Source organism: Bradyrhizobium sp. LB13.1, assembly GCF_054056815.1.
Genome location: NZ_JBSRYQ010000001.1, coordinates 6,595,409 through 6,619,277 on the forward strand (window position 1 = coordinate 6,595,409; position 23,869 = coordinate 6,619,277).

26 protein-coding genes and 4 pseudogenes are annotated in these 23,869 nt (G+C 64.1%); 14 read left to right on the forward strand and 16 right to left on the reverse strand.

Going from position 1 to position 23,869, the window contains the following annotated elements:
- Nucleotides 1-32 precede the first annotated feature (32 nt).
- Nucleotides 33-293 carry a hypothetical protein gene (locus ACVWYI_RS31905; RefSeq protein WP_247347810.1) on the forward strand — a complete coding sequence of 87 codons (261 nt, stop codon included), beginning with the start codon at nt 33-35 and terminating at the stop codon, nt 291-293.
- Between the two features lie 141 nt (nt 294-434).
- On the opposite strand, the gene ACVWYI_RS31910 is transcribed toward ACVWYI_RS31905, so the two are convergent.
- Nucleotides 435-713, reverse strand: coding sequence for a hypothetical protein (locus ACVWYI_RS31910; RefSeq protein WP_456664145.1), 279 nt, complete (start codon nt 711-713; stop codon nt 435-437).
- A 29-nt stretch (nt 714-742) separates the two neighbouring features.
- On the opposite strand from ACVWYI_RS31910, the gene ACVWYI_RS31915 reads away from it, so the two are divergent.
- The gene (locus tag ACVWYI_RS31915) at nt 743-1,189 is read left to right on the forward strand and encodes a hypothetical protein (protein ID WP_456664146.1); all 447 of its coding nucleotides are present in this window, start codon (nt 743-745) and stop codon (nt 1,187-1,189) included.
- 4 nt (nt 1,190-1,193) lie between these two features.
- Here ACVWYI_RS31915 and ACVWYI_RS31920 read toward each other — a convergent pair.
- Nucleotides 1,194-1,680: pseudogene (locus ACVWYI_RS31920) on the reverse strand (J domain-containing protein).
- Nucleotides 1,681-1,791: 111 nt separating this feature from the next.
- Here ACVWYI_RS31920 and ACVWYI_RS31925 point away from each other — a divergent pair.
- Complete coding sequence (locus tag ACVWYI_RS31925) at nt 1,792-2,559, forward strand: SDR family NAD(P)-dependent oxidoreductase (protein WP_456648780.1); 768 nt, start codon at nt 1,792-1,794, stop codon at nt 2,557-2,559.
- Nucleotides 2,560-2,763: 204 nt separating this feature from the next.
- Nucleotides 2,764-3,012: a helix-turn-helix domain-containing protein gene (locus ACVWYI_RS31930; protein ID WP_456664147.1), complete on the forward strand. Its 249-nt coding sequence runs from the start codon at nt 2,764-2,766 to the stop codon at nt 3,010-3,012.
- Between the two features lie 273 nt (nt 3,013-3,285).
- Here the strand turns inward: ACVWYI_RS31930 and ACVWYI_RS31935 are convergent, their stop codons facing one another.
- From ACVWYI_RS31935 to ACVWYI_RS31945, 3 genes are all read right to left on the reverse strand, one after another.
- Complete coding sequence (locus tag ACVWYI_RS31935) at nt 3,286-3,510, reverse strand: hypothetical protein (RefSeq protein ID WP_456664148.1); 225 nt, start codon at nt 3,508-3,510, stop codon at nt 3,286-3,288.
- 52 nt (nt 3,511-3,562) lie between these two features.
- Nucleotides 3,563-3,778, reverse strand: coding sequence for a hypothetical protein (locus ACVWYI_RS31940; protein ID WP_456664149.1), 216 nt, complete (start codon nt 3,776-3,778; stop codon nt 3,563-3,565).
- Nucleotides 3,779-3,874: 96 nt separating this feature from the next.
- On the reverse strand, nt 3,875-4,141 hold the full coding sequence (locus tag ACVWYI_RS31945) for a DUF2277 domain-containing protein (protein ID WP_092021683.1): 267 nt from the start codon (nt 4,139-4,141) through the stop codon (nt 3,875-3,877).
- 126 nt (nt 4,142-4,267) lie between these two features.
- On the opposite strand from ACVWYI_RS31945, the gene ACVWYI_RS31950 reads away from it, so the two are divergent.
- From ACVWYI_RS31950 to ACVWYI_RS31960, 3 genes and pseudogenes are all read left to right on the forward strand, one after another.
- Complete coding sequence (locus ACVWYI_RS31950) at nt 4,268-5,344, forward strand: alpha/beta fold hydrolase (RefSeq protein WP_456664150.1); 1,077 nt, start codon at nt 4,268-4,270, stop codon at nt 5,342-5,344.
- Nucleotides 5,345-5,514: 170 nt separating this feature from the next.
- A pseudogene (locus ACVWYI_RS31955) lies at nt 5,515-5,861 on the forward strand (hypothetical protein).
- Nucleotides 5,862-5,941: 80 nt separating this feature from the next.
- Complete coding sequence (locus ACVWYI_RS31960) at nt 5,942-6,544, forward strand: MSMEG_1061 family FMN-dependent PPOX-type flavoprotein (RefSeq protein WP_456664151.1); 603 nt, start codon at nt 5,942-5,944, stop codon at nt 6,542-6,544.
- Nucleotides 6,545-6,622: 78 nt separating this feature from the next.
- On the opposite strand, the gene bfr is transcribed toward ACVWYI_RS31960, so the two are convergent.
- Together bfr and ACVWYI_RS31970 are read right to left on the reverse strand one after the other, a co-directional pair.
- Entirely contained in the window at nt 6,623-7,111 is a 489-nt protein-coding gene (gene bfr / locus ACVWYI_RS31965; RefSeq protein WP_247347820.1) for a bacterioferritin, read from the reverse strand.
- Nucleotides 7,112-7,243: 132 nt separating this feature from the next.
- The gene (locus tag ACVWYI_RS31970) at nt 7,244-7,516 is read right to left on the reverse strand and encodes a (2Fe-2S)-binding protein (RefSeq protein ID WP_456664152.1); all 273 of its coding nucleotides are present in this window, start codon (nt 7,514-7,516) and stop codon (nt 7,244-7,246) included.
- 320 nt (nt 7,517-7,836) lie between these two features.
- On the opposite strand from ACVWYI_RS31970, the gene ACVWYI_RS31975 reads away from it, so the two are divergent.
- On the forward strand, nt 7,837-8,175 hold the full coding sequence (locus tag ACVWYI_RS31975; RefSeq protein WP_247442698.1) for a hypothetical protein: 339 nt from the start codon (nt 7,837-7,839) through the stop codon (nt 8,173-8,175).
- A gap of 211 nt (nt 8,176-8,386) precedes the next feature.
- A complete protein-coding gene (locus tag ACVWYI_RS31980) occupies nt 8,387-8,671 on the forward strand; it encodes a hypothetical protein (protein ID WP_247442699.1) in 285 nt (94 codons plus the stop codon).
- 92 nt (nt 8,672-8,763) lie between these two features.
- Here ACVWYI_RS31980 and ACVWYI_RS31985 read toward each other — a convergent pair whose 3' ends face one another.
- The gene (locus ACVWYI_RS31985; protein WP_456664153.1) at nt 8,764-9,993 is read right to left on the reverse strand and encodes a lytic murein transglycosylase; all 1,230 of its coding nucleotides are present in this window, start codon (nt 9,991-9,993) and stop codon (nt 8,764-8,766) included.
- 7 nt (nt 9,994-10,000) lie between these two features.
- The gene (ettA, locus tag ACVWYI_RS31990) at nt 10,001-11,650 is read right to left on the reverse strand and encodes an energy-dependent translational throttle protein EttA (RefSeq protein ID WP_247347826.1); all 1,650 of its coding nucleotides are present in this window, start codon (nt 11,648-11,650) and stop codon (nt 10,001-10,003) included.
- 233 nt (nt 11,651-11,883) lie between these two features.
- Between ettA and ACVWYI_RS31995 the strand changes: the two genes are divergently transcribed.
- Together ACVWYI_RS31995 and ACVWYI_RS32000 are read left to right on the forward strand one after the other, a co-directional pair.
- The gene (locus tag ACVWYI_RS31995) at nt 11,884-12,099 is read left to right on the forward strand and encodes a hypothetical protein (protein ID WP_247442701.1); all 216 of its coding nucleotides are present in this window, start codon (nt 11,884-11,886) and stop codon (nt 12,097-12,099) included.
- 103 nt (nt 12,100-12,202) lie between these two features.
- Nucleotides 12,203-13,165, forward strand: a complete 963-nt coding sequence (locus ACVWYI_RS32000) for a D-2-hydroxyacid dehydrogenase family protein (protein WP_456664154.1) — start codon at nt 12,203-12,205, stop codon at nt 13,163-13,165.
- 4 nt (nt 13,166-13,169) lie between these two features.
- Here ACVWYI_RS32000 and ACVWYI_RS32005 read toward each other — a convergent pair whose 3' ends face one another.
- Both ACVWYI_RS32005 and ACVWYI_RS32010 read right to left on the reverse strand, forming a co-directional pair.
- Complete coding sequence (locus tag ACVWYI_RS32005; RefSeq protein ID WP_456664155.1) at nt 13,170-14,138, reverse strand: NAD-dependent epimerase/dehydratase family protein; 969 nt, start codon at nt 14,136-14,138, stop codon at nt 13,170-13,172.
- A gap of 176 nt (nt 14,139-14,314) precedes the next feature.
- Nucleotides 14,315-15,506: pseudogene (locus tag ACVWYI_RS32010) on the reverse strand (L,D-transpeptidase family protein).
- A 318-nt stretch (nt 15,507-15,824) separates the two neighbouring features.
- Here ACVWYI_RS32010 and ACVWYI_RS32015 point away from each other — a divergent pair.
- On the forward strand, nt 15,825-16,667 hold the full coding sequence (locus ACVWYI_RS32015; protein ID WP_456664156.1) for a hypothetical protein: 843 nt from the start codon (nt 15,825-15,827) through the stop codon (nt 16,665-16,667).
- A gap of 2 nt (nt 16,668-16,669) precedes the next feature.
- Here ACVWYI_RS32015 and sseA read toward each other — a convergent pair whose 3' ends face one another.
- The 3 genes and pseudogenes from sseA to ACVWYI_RS32030 all read right to left on the reverse strand — a co-directional run bounded on the left by sseA (nt 16,670) and on the right by ACVWYI_RS32030 (nt 19,369).
- Nucleotides 16,670-17,527 (reverse strand): 3-mercaptopyruvate sulfurtransferase, encoded by an 858-nt coding sequence (gene sseA / locus ACVWYI_RS32020; RefSeq protein WP_456664157.1) that lies wholly within the window; start codon nt 17,525-17,527, stop codon nt 16,670-16,672.
- Nucleotides 17,528-17,747: 220 nt separating this feature from the next.
- Nucleotides 17,748-18,155, reverse strand: a pseudogene (locus ACVWYI_RS32025) (rhodanese-like domain-containing protein); the annotation flags it as partial.
- 38 nt (nt 18,156-18,193) lie between these two features.
- The gene (locus ACVWYI_RS32030; protein WP_456664158.1) at nt 18,194-19,369 is read right to left on the reverse strand and encodes a vWA domain-containing protein; all 1,176 of its coding nucleotides are present in this window, start codon (nt 19,367-19,369) and stop codon (nt 18,194-18,196) included.
- 123 nt (nt 19,370-19,492) lie between these two features.
- On the opposite strand from ACVWYI_RS32030, the gene ACVWYI_RS32035 reads away from it, so the two are divergent.
- Both ACVWYI_RS32035 and ACVWYI_RS32040 read left to right on the forward strand, forming a co-directional pair.
- Nucleotides 19,493-19,738, forward strand: a complete 246-nt coding sequence (locus ACVWYI_RS32035; RefSeq protein WP_007613712.1) for a GlsB/YeaQ/YmgE family stress response membrane protein — start codon at nt 19,493-19,495, stop codon at nt 19,736-19,738.
- A 93-nt stretch (nt 19,739-19,831) separates the two neighbouring features.
- Complete coding sequence (locus tag ACVWYI_RS32040) at nt 19,832-20,674, forward strand: AAA family ATPase (RefSeq protein ID WP_247442707.1); 843 nt, start codon at nt 19,832-19,834, stop codon at nt 20,672-20,674.
- A gap of 819 nt (nt 20,675-21,493) precedes the next feature.
- Here the strand turns inward: ACVWYI_RS32040 and ACVWYI_RS32045 are convergent.
- The gene (locus ACVWYI_RS32045) at nt 21,494-23,140 is read right to left on the reverse strand and encodes a GMC family oxidoreductase (RefSeq protein WP_456664159.1); all 1,647 of its coding nucleotides are present in this window, start codon (nt 23,138-23,140) and stop codon (nt 21,494-21,496) included.
- Nucleotides 23,141-23,157: 17 nt separating this feature from the next.
- Nucleotides 23,158-23,751: a GNAT family N-acetyltransferase gene (locus tag ACVWYI_RS32050; RefSeq protein WP_456664160.1), complete on the reverse strand. Its 594-nt coding sequence runs from the start codon at nt 23,749-23,751 to the stop codon at nt 23,158-23,160.
- Nucleotides 23,752-23,869: the final 118 nt, after the last annotated feature.

Sequence of the window (23,869 nt, forward strand, 5' to 3'; positions counted from 1 at the left end):
TTCCTTCTCACGTTCCCATCAGGAGATATTTCATGCGTCGCGTTCTCGCCCTCTGTGCCGTTGCCGGCATCGCCACCTCCGTGTTCGCCGTGCCGGCCTCTGCCGCGGTCGGCTATTACGTGATCCGCTGGGACAACACCGGCATCTGCCAGGTCTGGAACGAGGACCTCAAGTACAAGCCGTTCCAGTGGGGCGTCTCGACCTACAAGGTCGTCAGCAAGCCGCTCCCGACCTTCACGGCCGCCTCGGACCTCCAGATCAAGCTGCGCGCCGAGCGCCGCTGCACGCTCTAGGCCTTACGCGACAAACCATATTTCGAGGGCGGATTGCGCAAGCGGTCCGCCCTTTTCTTTTTTGGACGCGCCGCTGGTTTTCGGCCGAAGTCACGCATTTTCCGCGCACGCGCTTTGAACCTGGCCACCTGGCGGAACTACTCACATCTTGTCCCGGGCGCGCGCCCAAAAGCGTCTCGCACCACCCCTCCCCAGCAAGGATGCGATGCTAGCATCCTTGCCCGCTCGTTTTTTTACCTCGTGGCTTTGGAGCCAATCGGTGCGCGCACCGGCGACAGCAACGATTCTCGCCGCATCGCTCCTGCTCGCCGCAACGGCGTACGCGCAGGCCCCGCAATCCTTCCGCGTGATCTCGCCAATCTTCGGCCAGCTGGTCAGCTTCGCGATGCCGTCGAATTTTTCCGCGGTGTTCGAGAACACCGCGGGCGGCCACTACATCCGCGAGGGCGGTGCTGAAGGGCGAGACGCCGGAACGCTGGACCGAGATGATCACCGTGACAGGCGAGAAGGGCATGACGCTCACTCCAGGTTCATCGCCGGAGAAATTCGCGGGCTCGATCGCGAGCGGTTTCAAATCCGCCTGCCCCGACAGCTTTGCGGCAAGACCGCTCGGCACCACCACGTTCGGCCGCTTCGAAGGTTTCGTCGCCGTGATCGGCTGCGGCCGCGTCGACAGCGGCCCGACCCGGCACAGCGAGACCGCGCTCCTGGTCACCTTGAAGGGTACGACCGACTATTACACCATCCAGTGGGCCGAGCGCGGCCCCGAAAGCGACGAGCCGCCCGTGAACGACGACCGCTGGCAGGCGCATTTGCGCGCACTCAGCCCGATCGAGCTCTGCCCGATCGTAGCGGGCGAAGCCGCGCCCTATCCGAGCTGCGTGAACAAGAGCTGAGCTCTCACGCGTCCTTGTACGCGCGGGGATGGATCAGGACATCGCGCGCGGGCGGCGAGGTCGATGAAGGCTTCGGCGCTGCCGCCCTGGTCGGGGTGCATGCCCTTGGCCGCGCGGCGATAGGCCTGGTTGATGTCCTCGCAGGTGAGCTGCACGGCGAGCGGCAGGCCGAGCACCTTGCGGGCGCGATCCTCGCTGGACGGTTTTTTCGGCATGGCGTTGCGGCGGCCGAAGCGCGGCGCGGTGAGATCATGAACGACCTCGAGGACCACGCCGATGCGCCGCTGGGCCGCCAGCGTGACGCTGTGATCGTCATTGTCCACGGCCTGGCGCAGCACCGGCAGCGCCTGCTCGGCGGCCAGGCGCAGCATGGTATCGGTGCTCATCCGCACGATCTCGGCGACGAGCCGGCCCGCCTCGGCCCAATCGGCGCCTTGCGACGACCGCAGGCGTTCGAGTGCGAGTTTCCAGGATTCAAGCCGTTCCATCATGCGCGCAACGTTTAGCAATGAAGATCAGTATGCCAAGGCCGCCGTTTCCGACCCCTTAATTTCGGGTTAGCCTTTCATGAAACTTAGAAGCGAAATCGGGAGGAAATTGTCATGGCATTGCTCGCTAACCATATCGCCGTCGTCACGGGCGCCGGTTCCGGCATTGGCCGGGCAATCGCGGAAGGCTACGCACGCGAAGGCGCGCGGATCGTGCTGCTCGACGTCAACGCCGACACGGTCGCGGAAGCCGCCGAGGGAATCCGCAAGGCCGGCGGCAAGGCGGAGAGCTTTGCGCTCGACGTGACCAAGCGCGACGACTGTTTTGCGCTCGCCAAGCAGGTCGCCGACAAGGTTGGGCAGGTCTCGATCCTCGTCAACAATGCCGGCATCACCCGCCGCAATGCCTTCACCGCGGAGCCGGAGACAGTGGCGAAGGACTGGAACGACATCATCTCGCTCAACCTCAACGGCGTCTTCAACATGACGCAGGCGTTCCTCAGCCCGTTGCGCGCAGCTAAGGGTCGCATCGTCAATATCGGCTCGATCCAGTCCTTCGTGCATCTGCGCACGCCGAGTTCGGCGGCCTACACCACCTCGAAGCACGGCGTGCTCGGCTTCACCAAGGCGCTCGCGGCCGAGCTCGGCAAGGAGGGCGTGCGCGTCAATGCGATCGGGCCGGGCTTCATCGAGACCAACATCAACGCCAATGTGCGCGCGACGAATCCGGCGCTGGTGCAGGCCTTCGTCGATCACACCCCGCTGGCGCGCACCGGCAAGCCCGAGGACATCGTAGGCCCCGCGATCTTCCTCGCGTCGGATATGTCGGCCTACGTGACGGGAACGATCGTGATGGTGGACGGCGGATACCGGACGGTGTGAGCGGGGCGAGATATGCCCGCATCACGATGCATCTCGCGCCAATCGCGGCGCCTTCGCGGCAATCCTGAGGTCAATTGGTGCGATCGCCCGCGGTTAACCTTTCATTAACCAAACCCGCCCACCGTAGATCTACGGCTTGGGGGTCGTTGGTTCTCGATCCGCTTCCAAAGATGGAAGCGGGCGCGTCGATCGGGAGGTGTTTTGATGACCACTGTTCATGTCGCTACGTTCGAACCGGGCGCGCAATTCCTTGCCCCGAACCAGATCGTTCCGCTGCTGATCGGCGCGACCGTCGACGAGGTCGAGCGTGAGCTCGTGCTCCAGACACTCGCGCGCTGCGACGGCAACCGGACGCGCGCGTCGCGCGTGCTTGGCCTGTCGGTGCGCACGTTGCGCAACAAGATCAGGATCTATGCCGCCTCCGGCATCGAGGTCCCTGCCTATCACGACTAGCGCGTGACATGCAGCCGATTGATGTTGATCAAACCCTGCGCAATGCCGGGCGGAATTGCCGCTGCCGTCAAAGGCCGCTAAGTAGCTGGCTTCCGCAGAGGGAGCAGTGGCGTGGCAGACGAACAAAAACGGCAGGGACCGCGCGGACGTCAGGGCGAACCGGGACGGCCGGGACCACAGGGTCATCCAGGCAAGCGGGGACCGGACGGCGCGCGCGGCAAGCCCGGGCCAGAGGGCAAGCCGGGCCCGCGCGGGGCAGCCGGCGCGCAGGGATCACCCGGCCCGCAGGGCCCGCGTGGTGAAGCCGGGCCTCCGGGCCAATTGCCGTCGATCGAACAAGTGTTGCCGTGGCTCGATCAGCTTTTCGACGCCTGGGACGAACGCCGCCGCCAGCGCGAGCATGAAGCTGCCGAGCGCGAGGCGCTGGAGGCCGCCGTGCAGGAGGCCGACGACGTGCCCCTCGATGACGGGGACGACGGCAGCGAAGGCGATGATCACAGGAAGAAGAAGAAAAAGAAAGAAGCACGGCCACAAGGACTGACAGACGAATCTATTTCGTCCCGTTCTCGCGTCGCGGCAGCATGCCCATGCGCTCGAACTGCCAGCGCATGGCGCGGTACCAGAGATAGCCGACTGCCGCGCCGCACAAGGCGAGGACCACGACGTTCGCGCTCGAGAACGAGCCGCTCCACCACGTCATCCACGCGGTCCACAGCAGCGTGAAAACGATGGCACCTGCTTTCAGCGGAAGAAGGGGGCGGCTCATGGTCGTGCTCCGGGGTGTCAAAAGCCCGGCGAACATCATCGCGCGTTGACACCGCTTTCACCGTGAGGCAGATCACGGAACGACGTTCGAGGCCGCCTAACCGAAACGCAGCCGCGAGCGTTCCTTCGCCTTTTCCGCCTCGACCTCCCGATCGCGCGCCGGCGCATGAGTGTGCAGCGACGTCAGGAGTTTTCGCGCGACCTCCGATACCTCCGCCACGGCGCGGTCGAAGGCCGCCTCATTGGCCTGCGACGGCTTATTGAAGCCGGACAGTTTTCGCACGAACTGGATCGCACTGGCGTGGATCTCATCCTCCGTCGCCGGCGGCTCGAAATTGAACAGCGTCTTGATGTTGCGGCACATGCAGTCTCTCCTGATGCTTCCCTTGAAGACGATCGACGACAGCGAAATCCTACATCCTTCCGGACAGTTCTGCTAAGTTCCGCCGCAACGCGGCCGCCGACCATGAGCCGCATGGGGGAAATCGACATGAAAGCTTCTTGCGCGGCGCTGTCAGCCATCCTGTTGTCCGTCTCGTTGTCGACCATCTCGACATCCGCATTGGCGGCCGATTATCCGGCGCCGAAGCAGGGCGACTGGATCGCCAGGGATTTCAAATTCCACACCGGCGAGACCATGCCGGAGCTGAAGCTGCACTACACCACCGTCGGCGAGCCCTCAGGCCAGCCGGTGCTGGTGCTGCACGGCACCGGCGGCTCGGGCGCGAGCATGCTGTCGCCCGCCTTTGCCGGCGAGCTGTTCGGCGCGGGGCAGCCACTCGATGCCTCCAAATATTACATCATCATCCCCGACAATATCGGCCATGGCAAATCGTCAAAACCGTCCGACGGGATGAAGACGAACTTTCCGAAATACGATTACGGCGACATGGTCGAGGCGCAGTATCGCCTGGTGACGGAAGGGCTCGGGGTCAAGCACCTGCGGCTCGTCATCGGTAATTCGATGGGCGGCATGCAGACCTGGATGTGGGGCGAGAGATATCCGAAGGCGATGGACGCGCTGGTGCCGATGGCCTCGCAGCCGACCGAGATGGCGTCGCGCAACTGGATGCTGCGGCGGATCATGCTCTACACCATCCGCAGCGATCCCGACTACAATGGCGGCAACTATACCGGCCAGCCGCGCATGATGAAATACGCGATCGCCGCCTACGGCATCGCGAGCATTGGCGGCACGCTGGCCTATCAATCGCAAGCGCCGACGGCAGCCAAGGCCGACAAGATCGTCGATGATCGGCTGGCCATGCCGATCGCGGCAGATGCCAACGACTTCCTCTACCAGTGGGAGTCCTCGCATGACTACAATGCCGGCGAGAAGCTGGAGCAGATCGAGGCCTCGCTGCTGCTGATCAATTCTGCCGACGACGAGCGCAACCCGCCCGAGACCGGTATCACGGACGCTGCGATGAAGCGGGTCAAGAATGGGCGTCTCTACCTGATTCCAGGGAGCACCGAGACGCGCGGCCACGGCACCACGGGCAACGCAAAATTCTACAGCGAGCAGGTCCGGCAGTTTCTACAAACCGCGCCGCAGCGGACGATGTAGGATTGCCAGGCTCGCAGCCATATCGCGATGCATCATATGCGGCGCCTCGACGCCGCATATTATTTGAGCATGCAATGCGCTGACAGCTCGGGCTTAATCGCATCAACGATACGAATCGACGCGCGGGACAATCGCGCGCCAATGGCACGACACGCGATGAGGAGGATCGCATGCACAGGCTCGTACTGTGCGTTTGGCTGGCGGTGCTGACGAGCGCCGCGTTCGCGTTCGACAACGGGCAATATGATCACGTCCCGCCCGACGTCCGCGCCTGGTTCAAGAGCGTGATTGCACCGAACGGCGTGCCCTGCTGCGACGTCTCCGACGGCCATCGTACCGACTACGACGTGCGCAGTGGCGCCTATTGGGTGCCGATCGAGGGACAATGGATGCAGGTGCTCCCGAGCGCGCCATCATCCGTGACTGCGGCAATCCGGTCGGCCAGGCCGTGGTGTGGTACGTCCACCACCGCGGCGCTATCATCATCAGCTGCTTCGTGCCGGCGGATGCGGTGTAGCAGACGGCAGACCCGAATTTCATTGGCTGAAAATGGTCCAATCAGATAGTTTGACGCGAAGCTGAAGCGGAGGCACGCCGTTGACTGATCTTTGCGCCGAAGACCTCGCCACCATCTATGCCCAGCCGAGCCCGCGCGTGATCGCGAAAGCGCGCCCCGCGATCGATACGCACGCGAAGAAATTCATCGAGATGTCGCCCTTCTGCGTGCTCGCGACATCGGGCGTGGACGGCAGCGTCGATGCCTCACCACGCGGCGGCGGCGTTGGCTTCGTCCACTTCGCCGGCCCCAACCAGCTGCTGATGCCTGATCGCTCCGGCAACAACCGCATCGACAGTTTTCGGAACGTCGTCGAGGGCTCGGGCTTCGTGCATCTGTTGTTCTTCGTCCCCGGCATCGACGAGACGCTGCGCGTCGGCGGCCGCGGCACACTGTCCGCCGATCCGGACCTGCTCGCCTCGATGGTGGAATTCGGCAAGCCGCCGCGCGCGGTGCTGAACGTCGCCGTCAGCGAAGTCTATTTCCACTGCGGCAAGGCACTGATGCGCTCGAAGCTGTGGTCGTCCGAGAAGGTGCCGCGCTCGGTGATGCCGAGCATCGTCGAGGTGGTCCATGAGCAGACCGGCCTTGGTGAGCCGCAGAGTCAGGAGATCGTGGAAGAGCTCTACAAGACGCAGTTGTAGTTGGCGTCCTAAACTGTCGCCCCGGCCTGGCGCGCAATTGCGAACCAGGCCGACACGTGGCAGCGCTAACGCACCAGACTAATGCCCCTCGCCCTCGAGCCCGCCGACGTGCTTCTGGGTGTAGAGTTCGAGGCCGATGCGGCCGATCAAATCTAGCTGGGTCTCGAGGAAGTCGATGTGGTGCTCCTCGTCGCTCATCAGCTTCTCGAACAGGTCACGCGTGACGTAGTCCTTGACGCTGTGACAATAGGTTGCCGCTTCCTGATAGAGCGCGCGCGCGCTCATCTCGGCGGCGAGATCGCAATCGATGATCTCCTTGACGTTCTGGCCGATGCGCAAGGGATCGAGCACCTGCATGTTCGGAAAGCCGTCGAAGAACAGGATGCGCTCGGTGAGCTTGTCGGCGTGCTCCATCTCCTCGATGGACTCCTTGCGCCAGACCTTGGCCATGTCCCGCAGCCCCCAATTGTCGAGGAAGCGATAGTGGAGCCAGTACTGGTTGATCGCAGTCAGTTCGTGACGCAGTGCCTTGTTGAGATAGTCGATAACTTTTGCGTCGCCCTGCATGATGCACTCCAGATCTTGCGTCCAAATCGGCTCTGCACCGAATTTAGAATGCTTCTAAATGAGTTTAAGGACGGGGGCAACCGGCTACGGGGACGCAGCCGGGATAAAGCTCAGCCGAGGTTGCGGAAGTTTTCAGCAGGCCGCGAGGGCAAACTGGACGGGCCCGGCCGTCTCGTCGTTGGCGGCCACGGTGTGGTTGTGGGGGCAGCCGGAGCAGCAGGACTTGGCACACGGGCCGAGCGCTTCGTCGATGATGGTCTTGATCGTCCGCGCGCAGCGGCCGCATTCGGCGCTACAGCCGAGACACCCATAAACCTGCTTGGCATGGCGCATGGCGTCGTCGGACTCGGCGACGGCGGCGCGGATGTCGTCATCGCTTAGCACGTTACAGGAACAAACGATCATGGAAGCGGCAGGCCCTTCGGTGATGCGCCATCATCGATATTTAAGAGGCCGTCCGGATGCAAAAGGAAAAAGCGGTATTTGAAGCTATTCCAAACTGGCCCGGAAACAGCCTAGAACGGCTCTAAAATAGGGCGTTGCGCTGGATCAATTTCGCGGCAGACCTAGTCGCCCTCGCCCCTCCACCACCATCGCCGCCGCCTCCGTCTCCGTCTCCGCAATCCCGTCGGCCCCGGCGAGGGTGCCGTTCATTGATCATTCAAACGAAGTATGGAACCTTGCCCCAAAGAGTTCCCGCGTGTTTGTTCGAAAGGTCCAAGCCAATGAAGAAGTCGCTCCTGGCAATTGCTGCCGTCGCCACCCTGGCCCTGACGGCCGGTACACCCGCCCATGCGCAGCGCGGCGTTGCTGCGGGCGTGGCAGCCGGAATCATCGGCGGCGCCATTGTTGGCGGCGCATTGGCCTCCCCGTATAATTACGGACCTGGCCCGGGTTACGGATATGGTCCGGGCTACGGCCCCGGTTACTACCCGCCCCGCTATTACGCGCCGGGTCCTGGCTATGTCGCCGACGACTATTACGGCAACGGCTGCGTCTGGCAGAAGCAGCGCTTCTGGGACGGCTATGCGTGGCGCGCCCGCCGCGTCAGAGTCTGTGGCTGAGTCGCGCCAAGTCGTTTCATTCCGGATGCGCCGTTCATCTCGGGGCCTGAAAAAGACCGCTTTTTCTCGTCACAGCTCCGTGTGCGTTTACCGCGGATTGACCATTTGCGCGCTTCCTAGCTGCAAGGCCAATTCCATCAGAGTCTGCGTGAACCTTTGAACCCCGGACGCTCCTAACAAGGTGCGTCCATCTCTCAGGAGAGCCAAGAGCATGAAGAAGACTTTAGTTGCCGCCCTCGCGGTTGCGACGATCGCCGGTTCGCTGGTGACTGCCACTCCGTCGGCCCAGGCCCGTGACGGTGTCGGCGTCGGCATCGCAGCCGGCCTGATCGGCGGCGCCATCGTCGGCGGCGCCATCGCGTCGAGCCGTCCGGCCTATGGCGGTCCGGTATACGTGGCCGAGCCCGGCCCGCCGCCCCCGCCCTGCTACTGGCAGCGTCAGCGTTATTGGGACGGCTACGGCTGGGCCGTCCGCCCGGTTCGCGTTTGCTACTGATCTGATCGCATGGCGCTCATAAGCGCCGCGATCAAAGCCCGGCCGAGCATCTCGGCCGGGCTTTTTCTTGTGAGCCAGAGGACCGAGACCCGCTATCGCGCCGCCTCGATCGAGCGCAGCACCTCTTCGCTCGGCCAGCAATCGACCTTGAGGCCTGCGGACTTCTGATAGGCACCAAGCGCGGCGCGCGTCTGCATGCCGGCCTTGCCGTCGATCTTGTCCTTGTAGAGCCCGACGCGCGTCAGCCCGCGCTGCATGGTCTCGACGTCCTTGGTACGCAATTGCTTCGAGGCCGACCACGGCGTCGCGAACGGCTGCGGGCTCGTCATGCGGTCGCTGAGATGGCCGACGAACAGCACGTAGAGATCGGAGAAATTGTATTCCTTGATGACGAAGTAGTTCTTCGTGGTCAGGAAGGACGGGCCGTAGATGCCTTCCGGTTGCAGCAGCGAGGCCGGCTGTGTCTGCTCGGCGGCACTGAGCTTTTGTCCCCGCACCGGCACAAAGCCTTCGCGCAGCCACTGGCCGATCGGCTTCGTCATCTCGGGCACACCGCTGGTGCAATCGACCTTGGCAGGCGCCTGCACTTCGTAAGCCCAGCGCACGCCGCTCTGCCAACCCTTGTTGACAAGCTGCTGCGCGGCGGATGCGAGCGCATCCGGCACCGAGTGCCAGATGTCGATGCGGCCGTCACGGTCGAAATCGACGCCGTGCTTGTAATATTCGGACGGCAGGAATTGCGTGAGGCCCGTGGCGCCGGCCCAGGACGAGCGCATGTCCTTGCGTGTCACAACGCCGTCGCCGAGGATTTTCAGCGAGAGGATGAACTCGTTGCGATAGGTGTCCTTGCGGCGGCCGACATAGGCCTGCGTCGCCAGCACGCGCACGAGATCGTAAGGCAGCGTGTAGCGGCCATAGTCGGTCTCGCGGCCCCAGATCGCCAGCATGACGGTGGCGGGCACGCCGGAGTTTTTCTCGATCTCGGTCAGCGCCGGCCGATATTTTTGCAGCAGAAGCTGCCCCTCGCCCGCGAGCCGCGCGATCGAGGCTTCCCTGACGTAGTCGCCCGGCCACACCTGCACGAACTCGGCCTGCGACGGCGCCCCCGTTGCGGGCCGTCCCGGCAGGATCAGATCGGGCAGCTTGTAGTCAGGCTCGAGCCCGCGCGTCTCTCGCTCGAACGTCGCGCGCGACACGCCGGCGGCCTGCGCTTCCGGCCAGAGCGAGGCGATGAACTGCGTGAAGGCGGCGTCGGCGGCGCGGGCGGGCGGCAGGCTACAGGTGATGGTGATCACCGCAGCTATGAGCGCCCGCCGCATCATACCGAAATCACCGCGTCAGCTTCTTGTACTTCACGCGATGCGGGATGATGCTGTCCTGGCCGAGCCGGCGCATCTTGTCCTTTTCGTAATCCTGGAAGTTGCCCTCGAACCATTCGACGTGACTGTCGCCTTCGAAGGCCAGGATGTGGGTCGCGATGCGGTCGAGGAACCAGCGATCATGGCTGATGATGACGGCGCAGCCGGCGAAATCCTCCAGGGCTTCTTCGAGCGCGCGCAGCGTGTCGACGTCGAGATCATTGGTCGGTTCGTCGAGCAGCAGCACGTTCGAGCCGGATTTCAGCATTTTCGCAAGATGCACGCGGTTGCGTTCACCGCCTGAGAGCGCGCCGACCTTCTTCTGCTGATCGGCGCCCTTGAAGTTAAACGAAGAGCAATAACCGCGTGAATTGACTTCCCTCTTGCCGAGCAGGATCAGTTCATTGCCGCCGGAGATCTCCTCCCACACGTTCTTGCTGCCATCGAGCGCGTCGCGGGACTGGTCGACGTAACCGAGATGAACGCTCTCGCCGACCGTGATGGTGCCCTTGTCCGGCTCTTCCTGCTTGGTGATCATCCTGAACAGCGTAGTCTTGCCGGCGCCGTTGGCGCCGATCACGCCGACGATACCGCCGGGCGGCAGCTTGAAAGTGAGATCGTCGATCAGCATGCGATCGCCGAAACCTTTGCTGAGCCCTTCGAAGTCGACCACGTTCTGACCGAGTCGCTCGGCCACAGGAATCGTGATCTGCGCGGTCTGGGTCTGCTTTTCGCTCGCCTGTTTCAGCAGTTCGTCATAGCGCTGATAGCGCGCCTTGGATTTGGCCTGGCGGGCTTTCGGCGAGGACGCGATCCATTCCTGCTCGCGGGCCAGCGTCTTCTGATGCGCAGCGTCCTCGCGGCCCTCCTGCTCGAGCCGCTTCTGCTTCTGCTGCAGCCAGGACGAGTAATTGCCCTCGTAGGGGATGCCCTTGCCGCGATCGAGCTCGAGGATCCAACTCGTGACGTTGTCGAGGAAGTAGCGGTCATGGGTGACGATCAGGATCGCGCCGGGATAGTTGCGCAAATGCCCTTCCAGCCACGACACGGATTCTGCGTCGAGATGGTTGGTCGGTTCGTCGAGCAGCAGGAGTTCGGGCTGGTCGAGCAGCAGCTTGCACAGCGCGACGCGGCGGCGCTCGCCGCCGGAGAGTTTCGAGACCTCGGCATCGTCGGGCGGGCAGCGCAGCGCGTCCATGGCCTGGTCGACCTTGCTGTCGAGATCCCAGAGGCCCTGGGCCTCGATCTCGTCCTGCAGCTTGGTCATCTCGTCCGCGGTCTCCTCGGAATAATTCATCGCCAGCTCATTGTAGCGATCGAGGATGGCCTTCTGCTTGGCGACGCCCAGCATGACGTTCTCGCGCACGCTGAGTGTCGGATCGAGATGCGGCTCCTGTTCGAGATAGCCGACGCGGGCGCCCTGGGCGACCCAGGCCTCGCCGTTGTACTCCTTGTCGAGGCCGGCCATGATCTTGAGCAGCGTCGACTTGCCCGAGCCGTTGACACCGAGGACGCCGATCTTGGCGTCCGGGTAGAACGACAAATGGATGTTATCGAGCACCTTGCGGGTCGGGTAGCTCTTGGTCAGGCCCTGCATAAAGTAGATGAACTGGCGCGCCATCGGTCCCGAAAACCTTCGATTTGAGGAAATTTGCTTGCCGCCGATGTAGCGATCCCGTCCCCAAAGGGCAATGTTTTCCCTCCGTTCACCACGGATCAATACGGGTCGGACACCATCCGGACCTGGATCCGGACAATTGAAACCATCTTTTAATAAATCAGGCCAAAGCTCGGCTTCGCGCGGAAACAGCGCCACCCGCTCAGAAATGAACGGGAGCACAGCGAGACAGCGTCATGGCCGTGATCGAGACCAATTCTCTTCCCGTTCCGGTAGACTCCGGGAACGCGTCCGTGTTCGTCTCGGAGATCAAGGGCTTCTGGAAACGTTTCTTCGCCACCGCTTTCAACCCCTACAGGCCCGAACTGCATTACATGCGCGGCCCCGGCCCCGCCTGGCGGGCCAAACACGGCATGAATGCGCCGTTCCGGCTCAAGCCCCGCGAGCTCTGAGCCTTAATCACCTATCGGATTTTTGAAGACGCGAACGGCTTGCGCACGGTCGTGATTGCGCGCAACCATGGTCCGGTTACACCTCACCCATGGATGAACGCTGATGACGCGGTTGCGCTGTGCAATTCTCGACGACTATTTCAACCTCTCCCTCGATGTCGCCGACTGGCAAAGGCTGTCCGACCGCGTCGACGTCACCGTTTTCAGCCATCCCTTCGCTTCCGAACAGGCTGCGGCCAGCGCGCTCGCCGATTTCGAGATCGTCTGCGCCATGCGCGAGCGCACGGCGTTTCCGAAGAGCTTGTTCGAGAGCTTGCCGAAGCTGAAGCTGCTGCTGACATCGGGCATGCGCAACGCCTCGATCGACATTGAGGCCGCGAAGGCGCGGGGCGTTACGATCGGCGGCACGCAATATTCGCGCGATCCGACCGCGCCCTTGACCATGGGCCTGATCCTGGAACTGACCCGCGGCATCGGCCGCGAGAACGCGCGCATGCATGCGGGCGGGCCGTGGCAGACCTTTGCCGGCGTCGAGATCGAGGGGCTGACGCTCGGCGTCATCGGGCTCGGCAAGCTCGGCAGCAAGATGGCGGGCATCGCGAAAGCGTTCGGCATGAACGTGATCGCCTGGAGCCCGAACCTGACGCCGGAGAAGTGCAAGGACGCCGGCGTCGGCTATGCCACCAAGGAAGAGCTGTTCGCCAAGGCCGATATCATCACCATCCATGTTGTATTGAGCGAGCGTTCGCGCGGGCTGGTCGGAGCTGCCGATCTTGCGCGGATGAAGCCCACGGCCTTCCTCGTCAACACCGCGCGCGGGCCGATCGTGGACGAGCAGGCGCTGCTCGAGGCGTTGCAGCAGAAGCGGATTGCAGGCGCCGGCATCGACGTGTTTTCGGTCGAGCCGCTGCCGACGGACCATCCGTTCCGCAAGCTCGACAATCTCGTGCTGACGCCGCATCTCGGCTACGCCACAGAGGATGGCTTGCGCATCCATTACGGCCAGATGGTCGACGCGATTGACGCCTTCACCAAGGGCGGTGAGCTGCCGCGGAAGCTGGCCTGAAGCCTCAGGCTGCCGCGCGGTGGCTGGTGGGCTGCCTTGCCGCATCGGCAAAGCCGTCGCGCCAGGAGGCATGCGCCGGCAGCCAGCCGAGCTCGCGCTTTGCCTTGTCGTTGGATGCTCCGCGCACCTCTGTCATCATCGCAACCATATGCTCGCCCGCAAGCAGGCGCCCGAGCCAGGCGGGAATGTGACGCGGCGGCTTGGCACCAAGCAGCTCGGCCAGCGCGGGCAACCAATCCCTCACCTGCGCCGGATGATCGTCGACGATGTTGTAGATGCCGCCAACGCGTCCGCGTTCAACCGCGGCCAGCGTGGCAGAGGCGGCATCTTCGGTGTGAATGAACGACCACGTCCCGCCGCCATCGCCGATCACCGGCACACGCCGGTGGCGCAGCTGGTCGATCATCGCCGGCGAGAGCGTGCCGGTGCCAGGTCCATAGAAGAATCCATAGCGCAGCACGATGCCCCCCGGCTTCGCTGAAGCGGTGACGCTTCGCTCCAGATACCGGATTGCCTCAAGAGTGCGTCGCAGCTCTTGCGGGGGATGCGGGTCGAGTTCATCGATCTCGGTCTTCACCGTTCCCCCGGCGCGACTGAAGGTCCAGCCGCAGAAGCTTTGCGCGATGAAGCGCTTGGCGCCGGCCTCGCGTGCGGCGTTGAGAAGAATGTCGGTTCCGCGGGTGCGGAGCTCGTTGGTTCGCGCGAAAGCCCGATCGAAATGCCGGAGGTCCGTGGCGGCCGCGAGATCTGTCATCTGGTGGATGACGGCGTCGGGCTTCGCCGCGATCACCGCAGCGCGCATGCTGTCGGCATCGAGGCCGTCGGCGACGACCGGCTCCGTACCCAATCGACGCACAAAATCTGCTTTTGCCGCATTCCGTGTCGTGCCAATCACCGAATGACCTGCTGCGACCAGCAATGGAACAAGATACCGACCGACCGCGCCGGTCGCCCCCGCAACAAAGATGCGCATCCTGTGCTCCTCAATTCGTTGCAATCCTCCCGGACGTAATCGAGGTGCTGAGCCGTTCAAGCAAGGCATGCGCAACTAAGGCATGCGCAAGCGAGAGATGCGCGCATGCGTCATATGATTACGGCGCGTGACCGAAATTCACGCGCCGTAATCAGATCAATTCTTGCGAGGCCGGTTCAGCGCACGGTGACTGGTGCGGGCAGCGGCGGCACCACCGTCGGCTGCGTGCCCGGGACCGGACCGGCCTGCGCGGCCATCGGAGCGGGCCCGGCAGCACCGGGCACGGGCGCGGCGGATGCGGTCGCAGTTCCCGGCGGCGGACCACCCGGCATCACGACCACACGGGTGCCGACCTTGACGCGATCGAACAGGTCGGAGACGTCCTCGTTCAGCATGCCGATGCAGCCGGAGGACACGAACTTGCCGATCGTCGAGGGCTGGTTGGTGCCGTGGATGCGGTAGACGGTCGAACCGAGATACATCGCGCGGGCACCGAGCGGATTGCCGGGGCCGCCAGCCATGAAGCGCGGCAGATAGGGCTGGCGCTCGATCATTTCCGTCGGCGGATGCCAATCTGGCCATTCGGCCTTGCGGGTGATCTTCTGCACGCCGGTCCAGGTGAAACCGTCGCGGCCGACGCGGACGCCGTAGCGGATCGCACGGCCGTTGCCGAGCACGTAATAGAGATAGGTGTTCGGGGTATCGACGATGAGCGTTCCGGCCGGCTCCTTGGTCGCCAGCGAAACCTCCTGGCGACGCAGGTTCTGCGGCAACTGCGCTGGAGCGGCGTCGGGCTGCTCCTCGGGCGGCAGCGAGGCGATCGCCATCGGCCGGCCATCGGCGCCAACAGGCGGCTGCCCGGCCTGGACCGTTCCGGTCGCGGCGGGACCACCGACCGCCTCGGGCGGACGCAAGCCGTCACTGCCGGGCGCCTGAGCCGGACGATCCGCATAGATCACCGCGGGCGGCCCGGCGGGGCGGCCGTAGCGGGGGTCGTCGGGCGACGTCACGGGACCCTGCGGCGGCGCGGCCGAGTAGACGGGCGCGCCCGCGGGACGACCATAACGGGGATCATCCGGCGACATCACCGGACCCTGCGGCGGGAGCCGCCGAATAAACCGGGGGAGCGCCGGCCGGACTGCCGTAGCGCGGGTCCGGGCCGGGCGGCGGTAGCGCCGCCTGCGGCATCGCGTCGTCTTCATCGTCCAGCGCGTCGAAATTCGGTGCGCGGTCGCCGGGCCGATATTCGGCCGGCGCGCCATAGCTCGGCGCCTGCTGGACCGGATAGCTCTGAGCCTGTGCGAGCGAGGTTCCCGCCGCAGCGACTGTCGCGGCAGCGCATATCGTCAGAATATGTTTGATCATCATCGCTCTTGTATAGTCCCCGGGCCCCGTCCGGACCGTTAACGGCCAGATGACGGAAGATAGCGGCACATTCAAGACATTACAGGTTGATTCGTGCCTGATTTGCCGATTTGTGATCCGCAAAACTACCGTTGCCTCGTTGCATCATGGGATGAAAATCAACGCACGCTTGAGATCACCGGAGTCGCCGGCTCCGTTTTTTACGGAACGACCCGGAATCGTTGCGGTATGTTCGAATCAGCCTGATTCGCCTCCGCTTTGAGCTTCGATCCCCGCGTGGCGAACGCGGCAAGCAGTACCGTCACCGCGTTCAGATGGCTCATGGGCCCTGGCCAATTCGCCGCCGGGGCGGAAATTCGCAATCCCTCGATGCTTCCCGGCTTTCGCTTCCTGTTTGCCGCGATCCTGCTGTCAGCCTCCATCCTGGTGTTCGGCCTAGGCGCCGCCGCGCTGCTGCGGGCGACCCACGAGCAGTATGTCAGCAACCCCTCCTGGCGGAACGGCCCGCAGGAGAAGGTGTTTGCGCAAGCTCCCGAGCCGGCCCAGCCGGTGCTCGCGGTACTGCGCGCCGAGCCGGAGGCGGTCGAGCCCACGCCGTCGCTGCGCGACCGGGTGCCGACGATCGGATTGCCGGCGAGCGAGCCCGAGCAGATCGCGCTGACGACCGAGACCGAATTTCAGCCGCAGATCGTTGCACCTCCCGCTGACGTCCCCGCCGAACCGGCCAATGCCGAGACCATGGCCGAGACCAAGGCCGAGACGACGGCGGACGCCGCGGCGCCGGCCTCGAGCAACACGCTTACTCCGGCCGACGCCACCGCATCCATTGCCGCGGCCAAGCCCGTTCCGATTGCTCTCGCGAGCAAACCAACACCTGCCGCCAGCGGAGCCTCGGCTTCGTCCACGTTCGACATGGCGAGCGCGAAGTTCGCCGCGTTGAACGACCCGGCGACCACGGCCTGGAAGGATCCGCCGGCGAAGGCCAAGGGCGACGCTAAGGCCGACAGCAGCTCGCCGGAGAGCAAGGCAACCAAGCCGCGGGCGCATCGGGTGAAGAAGCGCCGCCGCATTGTCCGGCGTCCGCCGCCGCCGGTTCAGCAACTCGATCCGTTCGGGCAGCCGCAACCGGCCTTCGCCGCGACGACCGCGCGCGCGCGTCAGTAAGGTTACGCCGGCCCGGTCGCGATCGGCGGGCCTTTTTCCTGGCCCCATTCCGACCATGAGCCGTCGTAGAGCGCGGTGTCGGTGATGCCGAGGCGATAGAGCGCGAGCGTCAGCACGCCGGCAGAGACGCCCGAGCCGCAGCTCGTCACGATCGGCGCATCGAGCTTGACGCCGGCGTTCGCGAAGGCGGCGAGGAGATCGTCGAGCGGCTTCATCGTGCCGGTCGCGGTATCGAACAGCTGATTGTAAGGCACGTTGCGTGCGCCGGGGATGTGACCGGAGCGGATGCCCGCGCGCGGCTCGGGCGCCCGGCCCTCGAAACGGTCGGCGGCGCGCGCGTCGATCACCTGCTCGGCACGGCTTTCGACGTTGGCGACCAGTTGCTGCATGCTGCGCACGCGTTTTGAATCATAGCTCGCCTTGAACGTCGCAGGCTTCGGCTTCACTTCGCCGGTCTCGGTCGCACGTCCCTCGGCGCGCCACTTCTTCAGGCCGCCATTGAGGATACGCACATCGTTGTGGCCGAAAGCCAGGAACATCCACCACGCGCGCGGCGCGGCGACCCAGCCGCCGGCATCGTAGATCACGATGGTGTCGGCATTGGAGATGCCGAGATTGCCGGCGTCGCGGCCGAACTGCTCGGCGCTCGGATACATGTGCGGCAGCGGGTTGGAATGGTCCGATACCGCATCGACGTCGAAGAACACCGCGCCCGGCAGATGGGCTGCGAGATAATCGTCCTTCGGCAATGGCAGCACGCCCGGCAGCTTGAAGCTGGCGTCGATCACCTTGACGCCGGCGTCGTTGATGTGGGTGGCGAGCCATTCGGTGGAGACGAGAGGATCGGTGGGGGTGGTCATGCGATTTCTTCCTTGTCATTCCGGAGCGTGCGCAGCACTGGCGAAGTTGAAGCAGTGCGCGTCAAACTCCACTGTCATCGCCCGGCTCGACCGGGCGATCCAGTATTCCAGAGGCGGTTGTGATTGAGCGGAGAGGCCGCGGCGTACTGGATTCCCCGCTTTCGCGGGGAATGACGCCGGAGATTGGAGCAACAGCGCAACACCCCTCACTCCTCACCCCCTTCTTCTTCGGCTCCCACTGCTCCACCGGCCCGCCGGCATCCCGCCAGGCGGCGTAGCCGCCGGCGATGTGGGCGACGGGCTTCAGGCCCATGTCCTGCGCGGTCTTTGCGGCGAGCGCGGAGCGCAGGCCGCCGGCGCAGTGGAACACGAACTTCTTGTCCTCCTGGAACACCGGCTTGGCGTACGGGCTCTGCGGATCGATCCAGAATTCGAGCATGCCGCGGGTGCAGGCGAACGCGCCGGGGATGCGGCCGTCACGCTCGATCTCGCGGGGATCGCGGATGTCGACGATGACGACGTCGCCGTTTTTGGAGATCTCGATGGCATCCTTGGCGTTGAGCGTCTCGATCTCCGCATTGGCCTCGTCGATCAGCGCCTTGATGCCGCGGGTGATGGTCTGGGGCATGTGGTTCTCCCTCTTGTTGTCATTCCGTGGAGCGCGAGCTAATGCGTCAATTCCTTCATCGCACCCTCGAGCCCCTCGATCGTGATCGGGTACATGCGATTGGCGAAGATGCGTTTGATGATGGTGGTGGATTCCGAATAGTCCCAATGCTTCTGCTGCACAGGATTCAGCCACACCGAATGCGGATAGGTGCGGATGATGCGGTCGAGCCAGACCGAGCCGGGCTCCTCGTTGACATGCTCGACCGAGCCCCCGGGCACCATGATCTCGTAAGGCGACATCGAGGCGTCGCCGACGAACACGATCTTGTAGTCGTGCGGATATTTGTGCAGCACGTCCCAGGTCGGCGTGCGGTCGGTGAAGCGGCGCTTGTTCTGCTTCCACACGCCTTCATAGAGGCAGTTGTGGAAGTAGAAATACTCCATGTGCTTGAACTCGCTCTTCGCCGCCGAGAACAGCTCCTCGACCTGCTCGATATGCGCGTCCATCGAGCCGCCGATGTCGAAGAACACCAGCAGCTTCACCGCGTTGCGCCGCTCGGGCCGCATGTGGACGTCGAGATAGCCGTGATTGGCGGTCTCGCGGATGGTGGTGTCGAGATCGAGCTCGTCGGGCGCGCCGGTGCGCGCGAACTTGCGCAGACGGCGCAGCGCCACCTTGATGTTGCGGATGCCGAGCTCGACGTTGCCATCGAGATCCCTGAACTCGCGTTTGTCCCACACCTTCACGGCGCGGTTGTTGCGGTTCTTCTCCTGGCCGATGCGGACGCCTTCGGGATTGTAACCATGGGCGCCGAACGGCGAGGTGCCGGCGGTGCCGATCCACTTCGAGCCGCCCTGATGACGGCCCTTCTGCTCCTCGAGGCGCTTCTTCAGGGTCTCCATGAGCTTGTCCCAGCCCATGGCCTCGATCTGCTTCTTCTCTTCGTCCGTCAGGTATTTCTCGGCGAGCTTCTTCAGCCACTCCTCGGGGATCTCGGCGCCTTCCATGGCATCGAGCAGGCTTTCCAGCCCCTTGAACACCGTGCCGAAGACGCGGTCGAACTTGTCGAGATTGCGCTCGTCCTTCACCAGCGAGGTGCGCGACAGATAGTAGAAATTCTCGACCGAGTAATCCGCGAGGTCAGCGTCGAGCGCCTCCACCAGCGTGAGGTATTCGCGCAGCGTTACGGGGACCTGCGCATCGCGCAGAGAAGTGAAGAATTGCAGGAACATGGGTGACAGATTGCCCGTCGGGGGGCGAACGTCAAGGGGCGGAGGCCACTGCTCTGCGCTGGACCGGGAGGCTTTTTGCTCTAGAATTGGCGGTCTCACGGGGTTGTCTTGGGGACGTTTGCAATGGGAATTCTCGCAGCGCTCATCATTGGCGCGATCGCCGGCTGGCTTGCCGGCAAGATTGTCCATGGGGCGGGATTTGGGCTGATCGGCAACATCGTCGTCGGCATCATCGGCGCGCTCGTGGCCAGCTGGATTCTGCCTCAGCTGCACATCCAGCTCGCAACGGGCACGGTCGGCGCCATCGTCGATGCCACGATCGGCGCGGTGATTGTGCTCGTCATCCTTTCGCTGATAAAACGGGTCTGAAAGCCTGACCGAACCAGGAACGGCCGCCACGCGCGGCCGTTCCCATGTCGCGACCAGGGCAACGCCTGGGACGACGACCAACAAGGACGCGCGATGAAATTTACCGGCACCAAGGACTATGTTGCGACCGACGATCTCAAGGTCGCGGTCAATGCCTCGATCGTGCTGGAGCGCCCGCTGCTCATCAAGGGCGAGCCCGGCACCGGGAAAACCGTTTTGGCCGAGGAAGTGGCGAAGGCGCTGAACGCCCCGCTTCTGACCTGGCACATCAAGTCCACCACCAAGGCGCAGCAGGGCCTCTACGAGTACGACGCGGTGTCGCGCCTGCGCGACAGCCAGCTCGGTGATAGCAAGGTGTCCGACATCAAGAACTACATTAAGCGTGGCAAGCTGTGGGACGCCTTCACCGCCGAGCAGCGCCCCGTGCTCCTGATCGACGAGATCGACAAGGCCGACATCGAATTCCCGAACGACCTCCTGCTCGAGCTCGACCGCATGGAATTCCATGTCTACGAGACCGGCGAGACGATCAAGGCCAAGCAGCGCCCGATCATGATGATCACCTCCAACAACGAGAAGGAGCTGCCGGACGCCTTCCTGCGCCGCTGCTTCTTCCACTACATCAAGTTCCCCGACGCCGACACCATGACCCGGATCGTCGACGTCCACTTCCCCGGCATCAAGAAGCGCCTGGTCGAGGAAGCCCTGCGCATCTTCTTCGAGGTCCGCGAAGTGCCCGGCCTGAAGAAGAAGCCGTCGACCTCGGAGCTGCTCGACTGGCTCAAGCTGCTGCTGAACGAAGACATGAGCGTCGAGCAGTTACGCGAGCGCGACCCGCGCAAGCTGATCCCACCGCTGCACGGCGCGCTGCTCAAGAACGAGCAGGACGTGCATCTGTTCGAGCGGCTGGCGTTCCTAAGCCGACGGGAAGTGTAGAACAAAGACAAACTGTAGGGTGGGTAGAGCAGCGAAACCCATCAAGCTTTTCCCGTAGTGACGGAGGCGATGGGTTTCGCTGCGCTCTACCCATCCTACGCTCTCCGCACCTCGTCTCACGCGCGCAGACACACGCCCGCATCCTCGCGGCGCAGTTCGCCCGAGCTATGCTCTCTCCATCGCCCTCATCAAAAAGGGCGCAGGGAAGACCGGGTGCCGGCTGGCACCCACGGTCCGCTGTGCGCGGGTAGCGCAAAAGGAATTGCACAGCGGCATACAGGTGAAGCCCAACACACGGCCTTCCCTGCGCAGTGGCTTTACGGCTTATGCCGTGCTCTCCCGGGAGCCGAGTTCCTGTTGGCCTCCCTCGTCTTCACGAAAGTCGCGGACACCGCGCCGGTTGACGCGAATGCCGCATCCGCAAAGGCTTGACCGTAGCAACGACGGCCAGGACCACACGGTTTTGCCGTACGCACACAGCGTCGCTCGTCCACACGAAGCCTCGGGCTCACGGAGAGCAATCCGCCCTGCCCTTGACCTCTCGTACACGACGCTGCCGCGTCCACCGCAACCCGGCCCGCGTTTCGAACGACTCGCGAACCGCCCCTCTTCGTCGGGCCGGGCTGTTTCGATTTATGCCGCAATTCCGAATTTCGGTAAAGTGGAATGTTTTCGCGCAGAGGGATTGACGTAGTGCATGGTGTTTTGCCCGTCGGGCACGCGTAGGATGGGTAGAGCGCAGCGAAACCCATCAAACTTTTCCCGCGGTGATGGAGGCGATGGGTTTCGCTGCGCTCTACCCATCCTACGAAGATGCCCTCACGCCACCGCCGCATCCGGCACGCGCGCGGCTTCCATCGGCTGCTTGCCGCGGATCAGGTCCGAGGCGCGATCGGCGATCATCATCGTGGAGGCGTTGAGGTTTGCCGAGATCATGCGCGGCATGACGGAGGCGTCGATCACGCGCAGGCCCTCCAGCCCGTGGACGCGGAGCTGGTCGTCGACCACGGCCCAGGTCGAATCGGCCGGGCCCATGCGGCAGGTGCAGCCGGGATGGAAGGTGGTAGTGCCGCGTTCGGTGGCGGCGGCCAGGAACTCGTCGTCGGTGTTGATGTCAGGGCCGGGGAAATCCTCGTAGGCGTAATAGGGCGACAGCGGCGCGGACTTCAAAAGCCTGCGCGCGAGCTTCATGCCGCCGACGATCACGCGGCGGTCGAGCTCGGCGTCGAGATAATTGGTCTGGATGATCGGCGGCGCAAAGGGATCGCTGGAGCGGATGCGGACATAGCCGCGGCTCTCGGGGCGCTGCTGCCAGGAGGCCACCGTCATGCCGGGCTCGTCCTCGAGCTGGCCCTGCACGCCTTCCTTGTAGCTCGCCGGCGTGAAGGTGAGCTGAAGGTCGGACGAGTCGGCGCTCTCGCCGGAATGCCAGAAGCAATAGACCATGGTCGGCGACAGCGAGAGCAGGCCTTTGCGCGCGGTCGCCCATTTCAGCGCCTCGATCCACAGCGAGAAGCCGCGGCGAAGCTCGTTGATGGTCCTGATGTCTTTGACACGCGCCACAGTGCGCGGCGCATAATGATCCTGCAGGCCCTCGCCGACCGGCAGCGCGTGACGCACCTGGATGCCGTGGGTCTGCAACAGGTCGGGCGAGCCGATGCCGGAGAGCTGCAAGAGCTGCGGCGAATTATAGGTGCCGCCGGAGAGGATCACTTCCTTGTTGGCGCGCACCTCCACCGGCGTGCCGCCTGAGCCGCCCTTCATGTAGCGCACGCCGACGGCGCGCTTGCCCTCGAAGATGATCTCGGTCGCGTGCGCGTGGGTGTGGACATGCACGTTCGGCCGCTTCATCGCGGGCTTGAGAAACGCGGTCGAGCCGGAGACGCGCAAGCCCTTGTCGATGGTGCGCTGACAATAGGAGACGCCTTCCTGGGTCTTGCCGTTGTAATCGGGGTTGCGGGGGATGCCGAGCGAGACCGCGCCTTCCATGAAGGCTTCGCAGAGCGGATCGCGCCAGTTCATCGTGGTGACGGTGAGATTGCCGTCGCGGCCGCGGTAAATGTCCTCGCCCTCGCCGACCCGCTTCTCCAGCCGTCGAAAGTAAGGCAGCACATCGGCATAGCCCCAGCCGCGATTGCCCATCTGCGCCCAGGTGTCGAAATCCATGCGCTGGCCGCGGTTGTAGATGTGGCCGTTGATCGAGGACGAACCGCCGAGCGTCTTGCCGCGCGGCGCATAGATGCTGCGCCCGGCGGTCCAGGGCCCGACCTCCTGCTGGTAGGCCCAGTTGATGCTCTTCATGTGGAAGGTCTTGATGAAGCCGGCCGGCAGATGGATGTAGGGATGCCAGTCGCTGGGTCCGGCCTCGAGCACGCAGACGCTCACGTTCGGATCTTCGCTCAGCCGGCTGGTGAGCACGCAACCCGCCGAGCCCGCGCCGATGATCACGTAGTCAAATCTATCCATGGTGCCTCGGCCGCCGCTCAGCGCGGCTTGTCGTTGAGTTGATAATTCAAATGCGTCCGCACCGTCGGCCATTCGGCCGCGGTGATGCTGTAGACGACGGTGTCGCGCAGCGTGCCGTTGGCCGCGACCTGGTGGCTGCGCAGGATGCCGTCCTGCTTGGCGCCCAGACGTTCGATGGCGCCGCGGCTCTGGTGATTGAAGAAATGCGTGCGGAATTCCACCGCGATGCAGTCCAGGGTTTCGAAGGCGTGGGTGAGCAGCAGCAGCTTGCACTGCGTGTTGAGCGGGCCGCGCTGCGCGCTCTTGCCATACCAGGTCGAGCCGATCTCGACGCGGCGGTTGGCGGCATCGATGTTCATGTAGGTCGTCATGCCCACGATCTTGCCGCTGCCATCGAACACGGTGAAGGGGAGCATCGAGCCCGCGGCCTGAAGACCGAGCCGGCGGTCGATTTCCTTGGTCACGTTGTCCGGCGTCGGGATCGCGGTGTACCAGATGGTGGAGAGCTCGCCATCCTTCACGGCCTCGATCAGCCCCTCGCGGTGCTGATGCGACAGCGGCTCGAGTCGGGCATGCTGTCCGCGCAGGGTGATGGGATCAGGCCAGGGCATTGCAGGTCTCTCTCTGTTGTCGTTGCGAGCGAAGCGAAGCAATCCAGAGTGCCTGCTCCTCGTCCTGAGGAGCGCGTCTTCGCGCGTCTCGAAGGATGAAGGCCCCGCTGGTGACCTC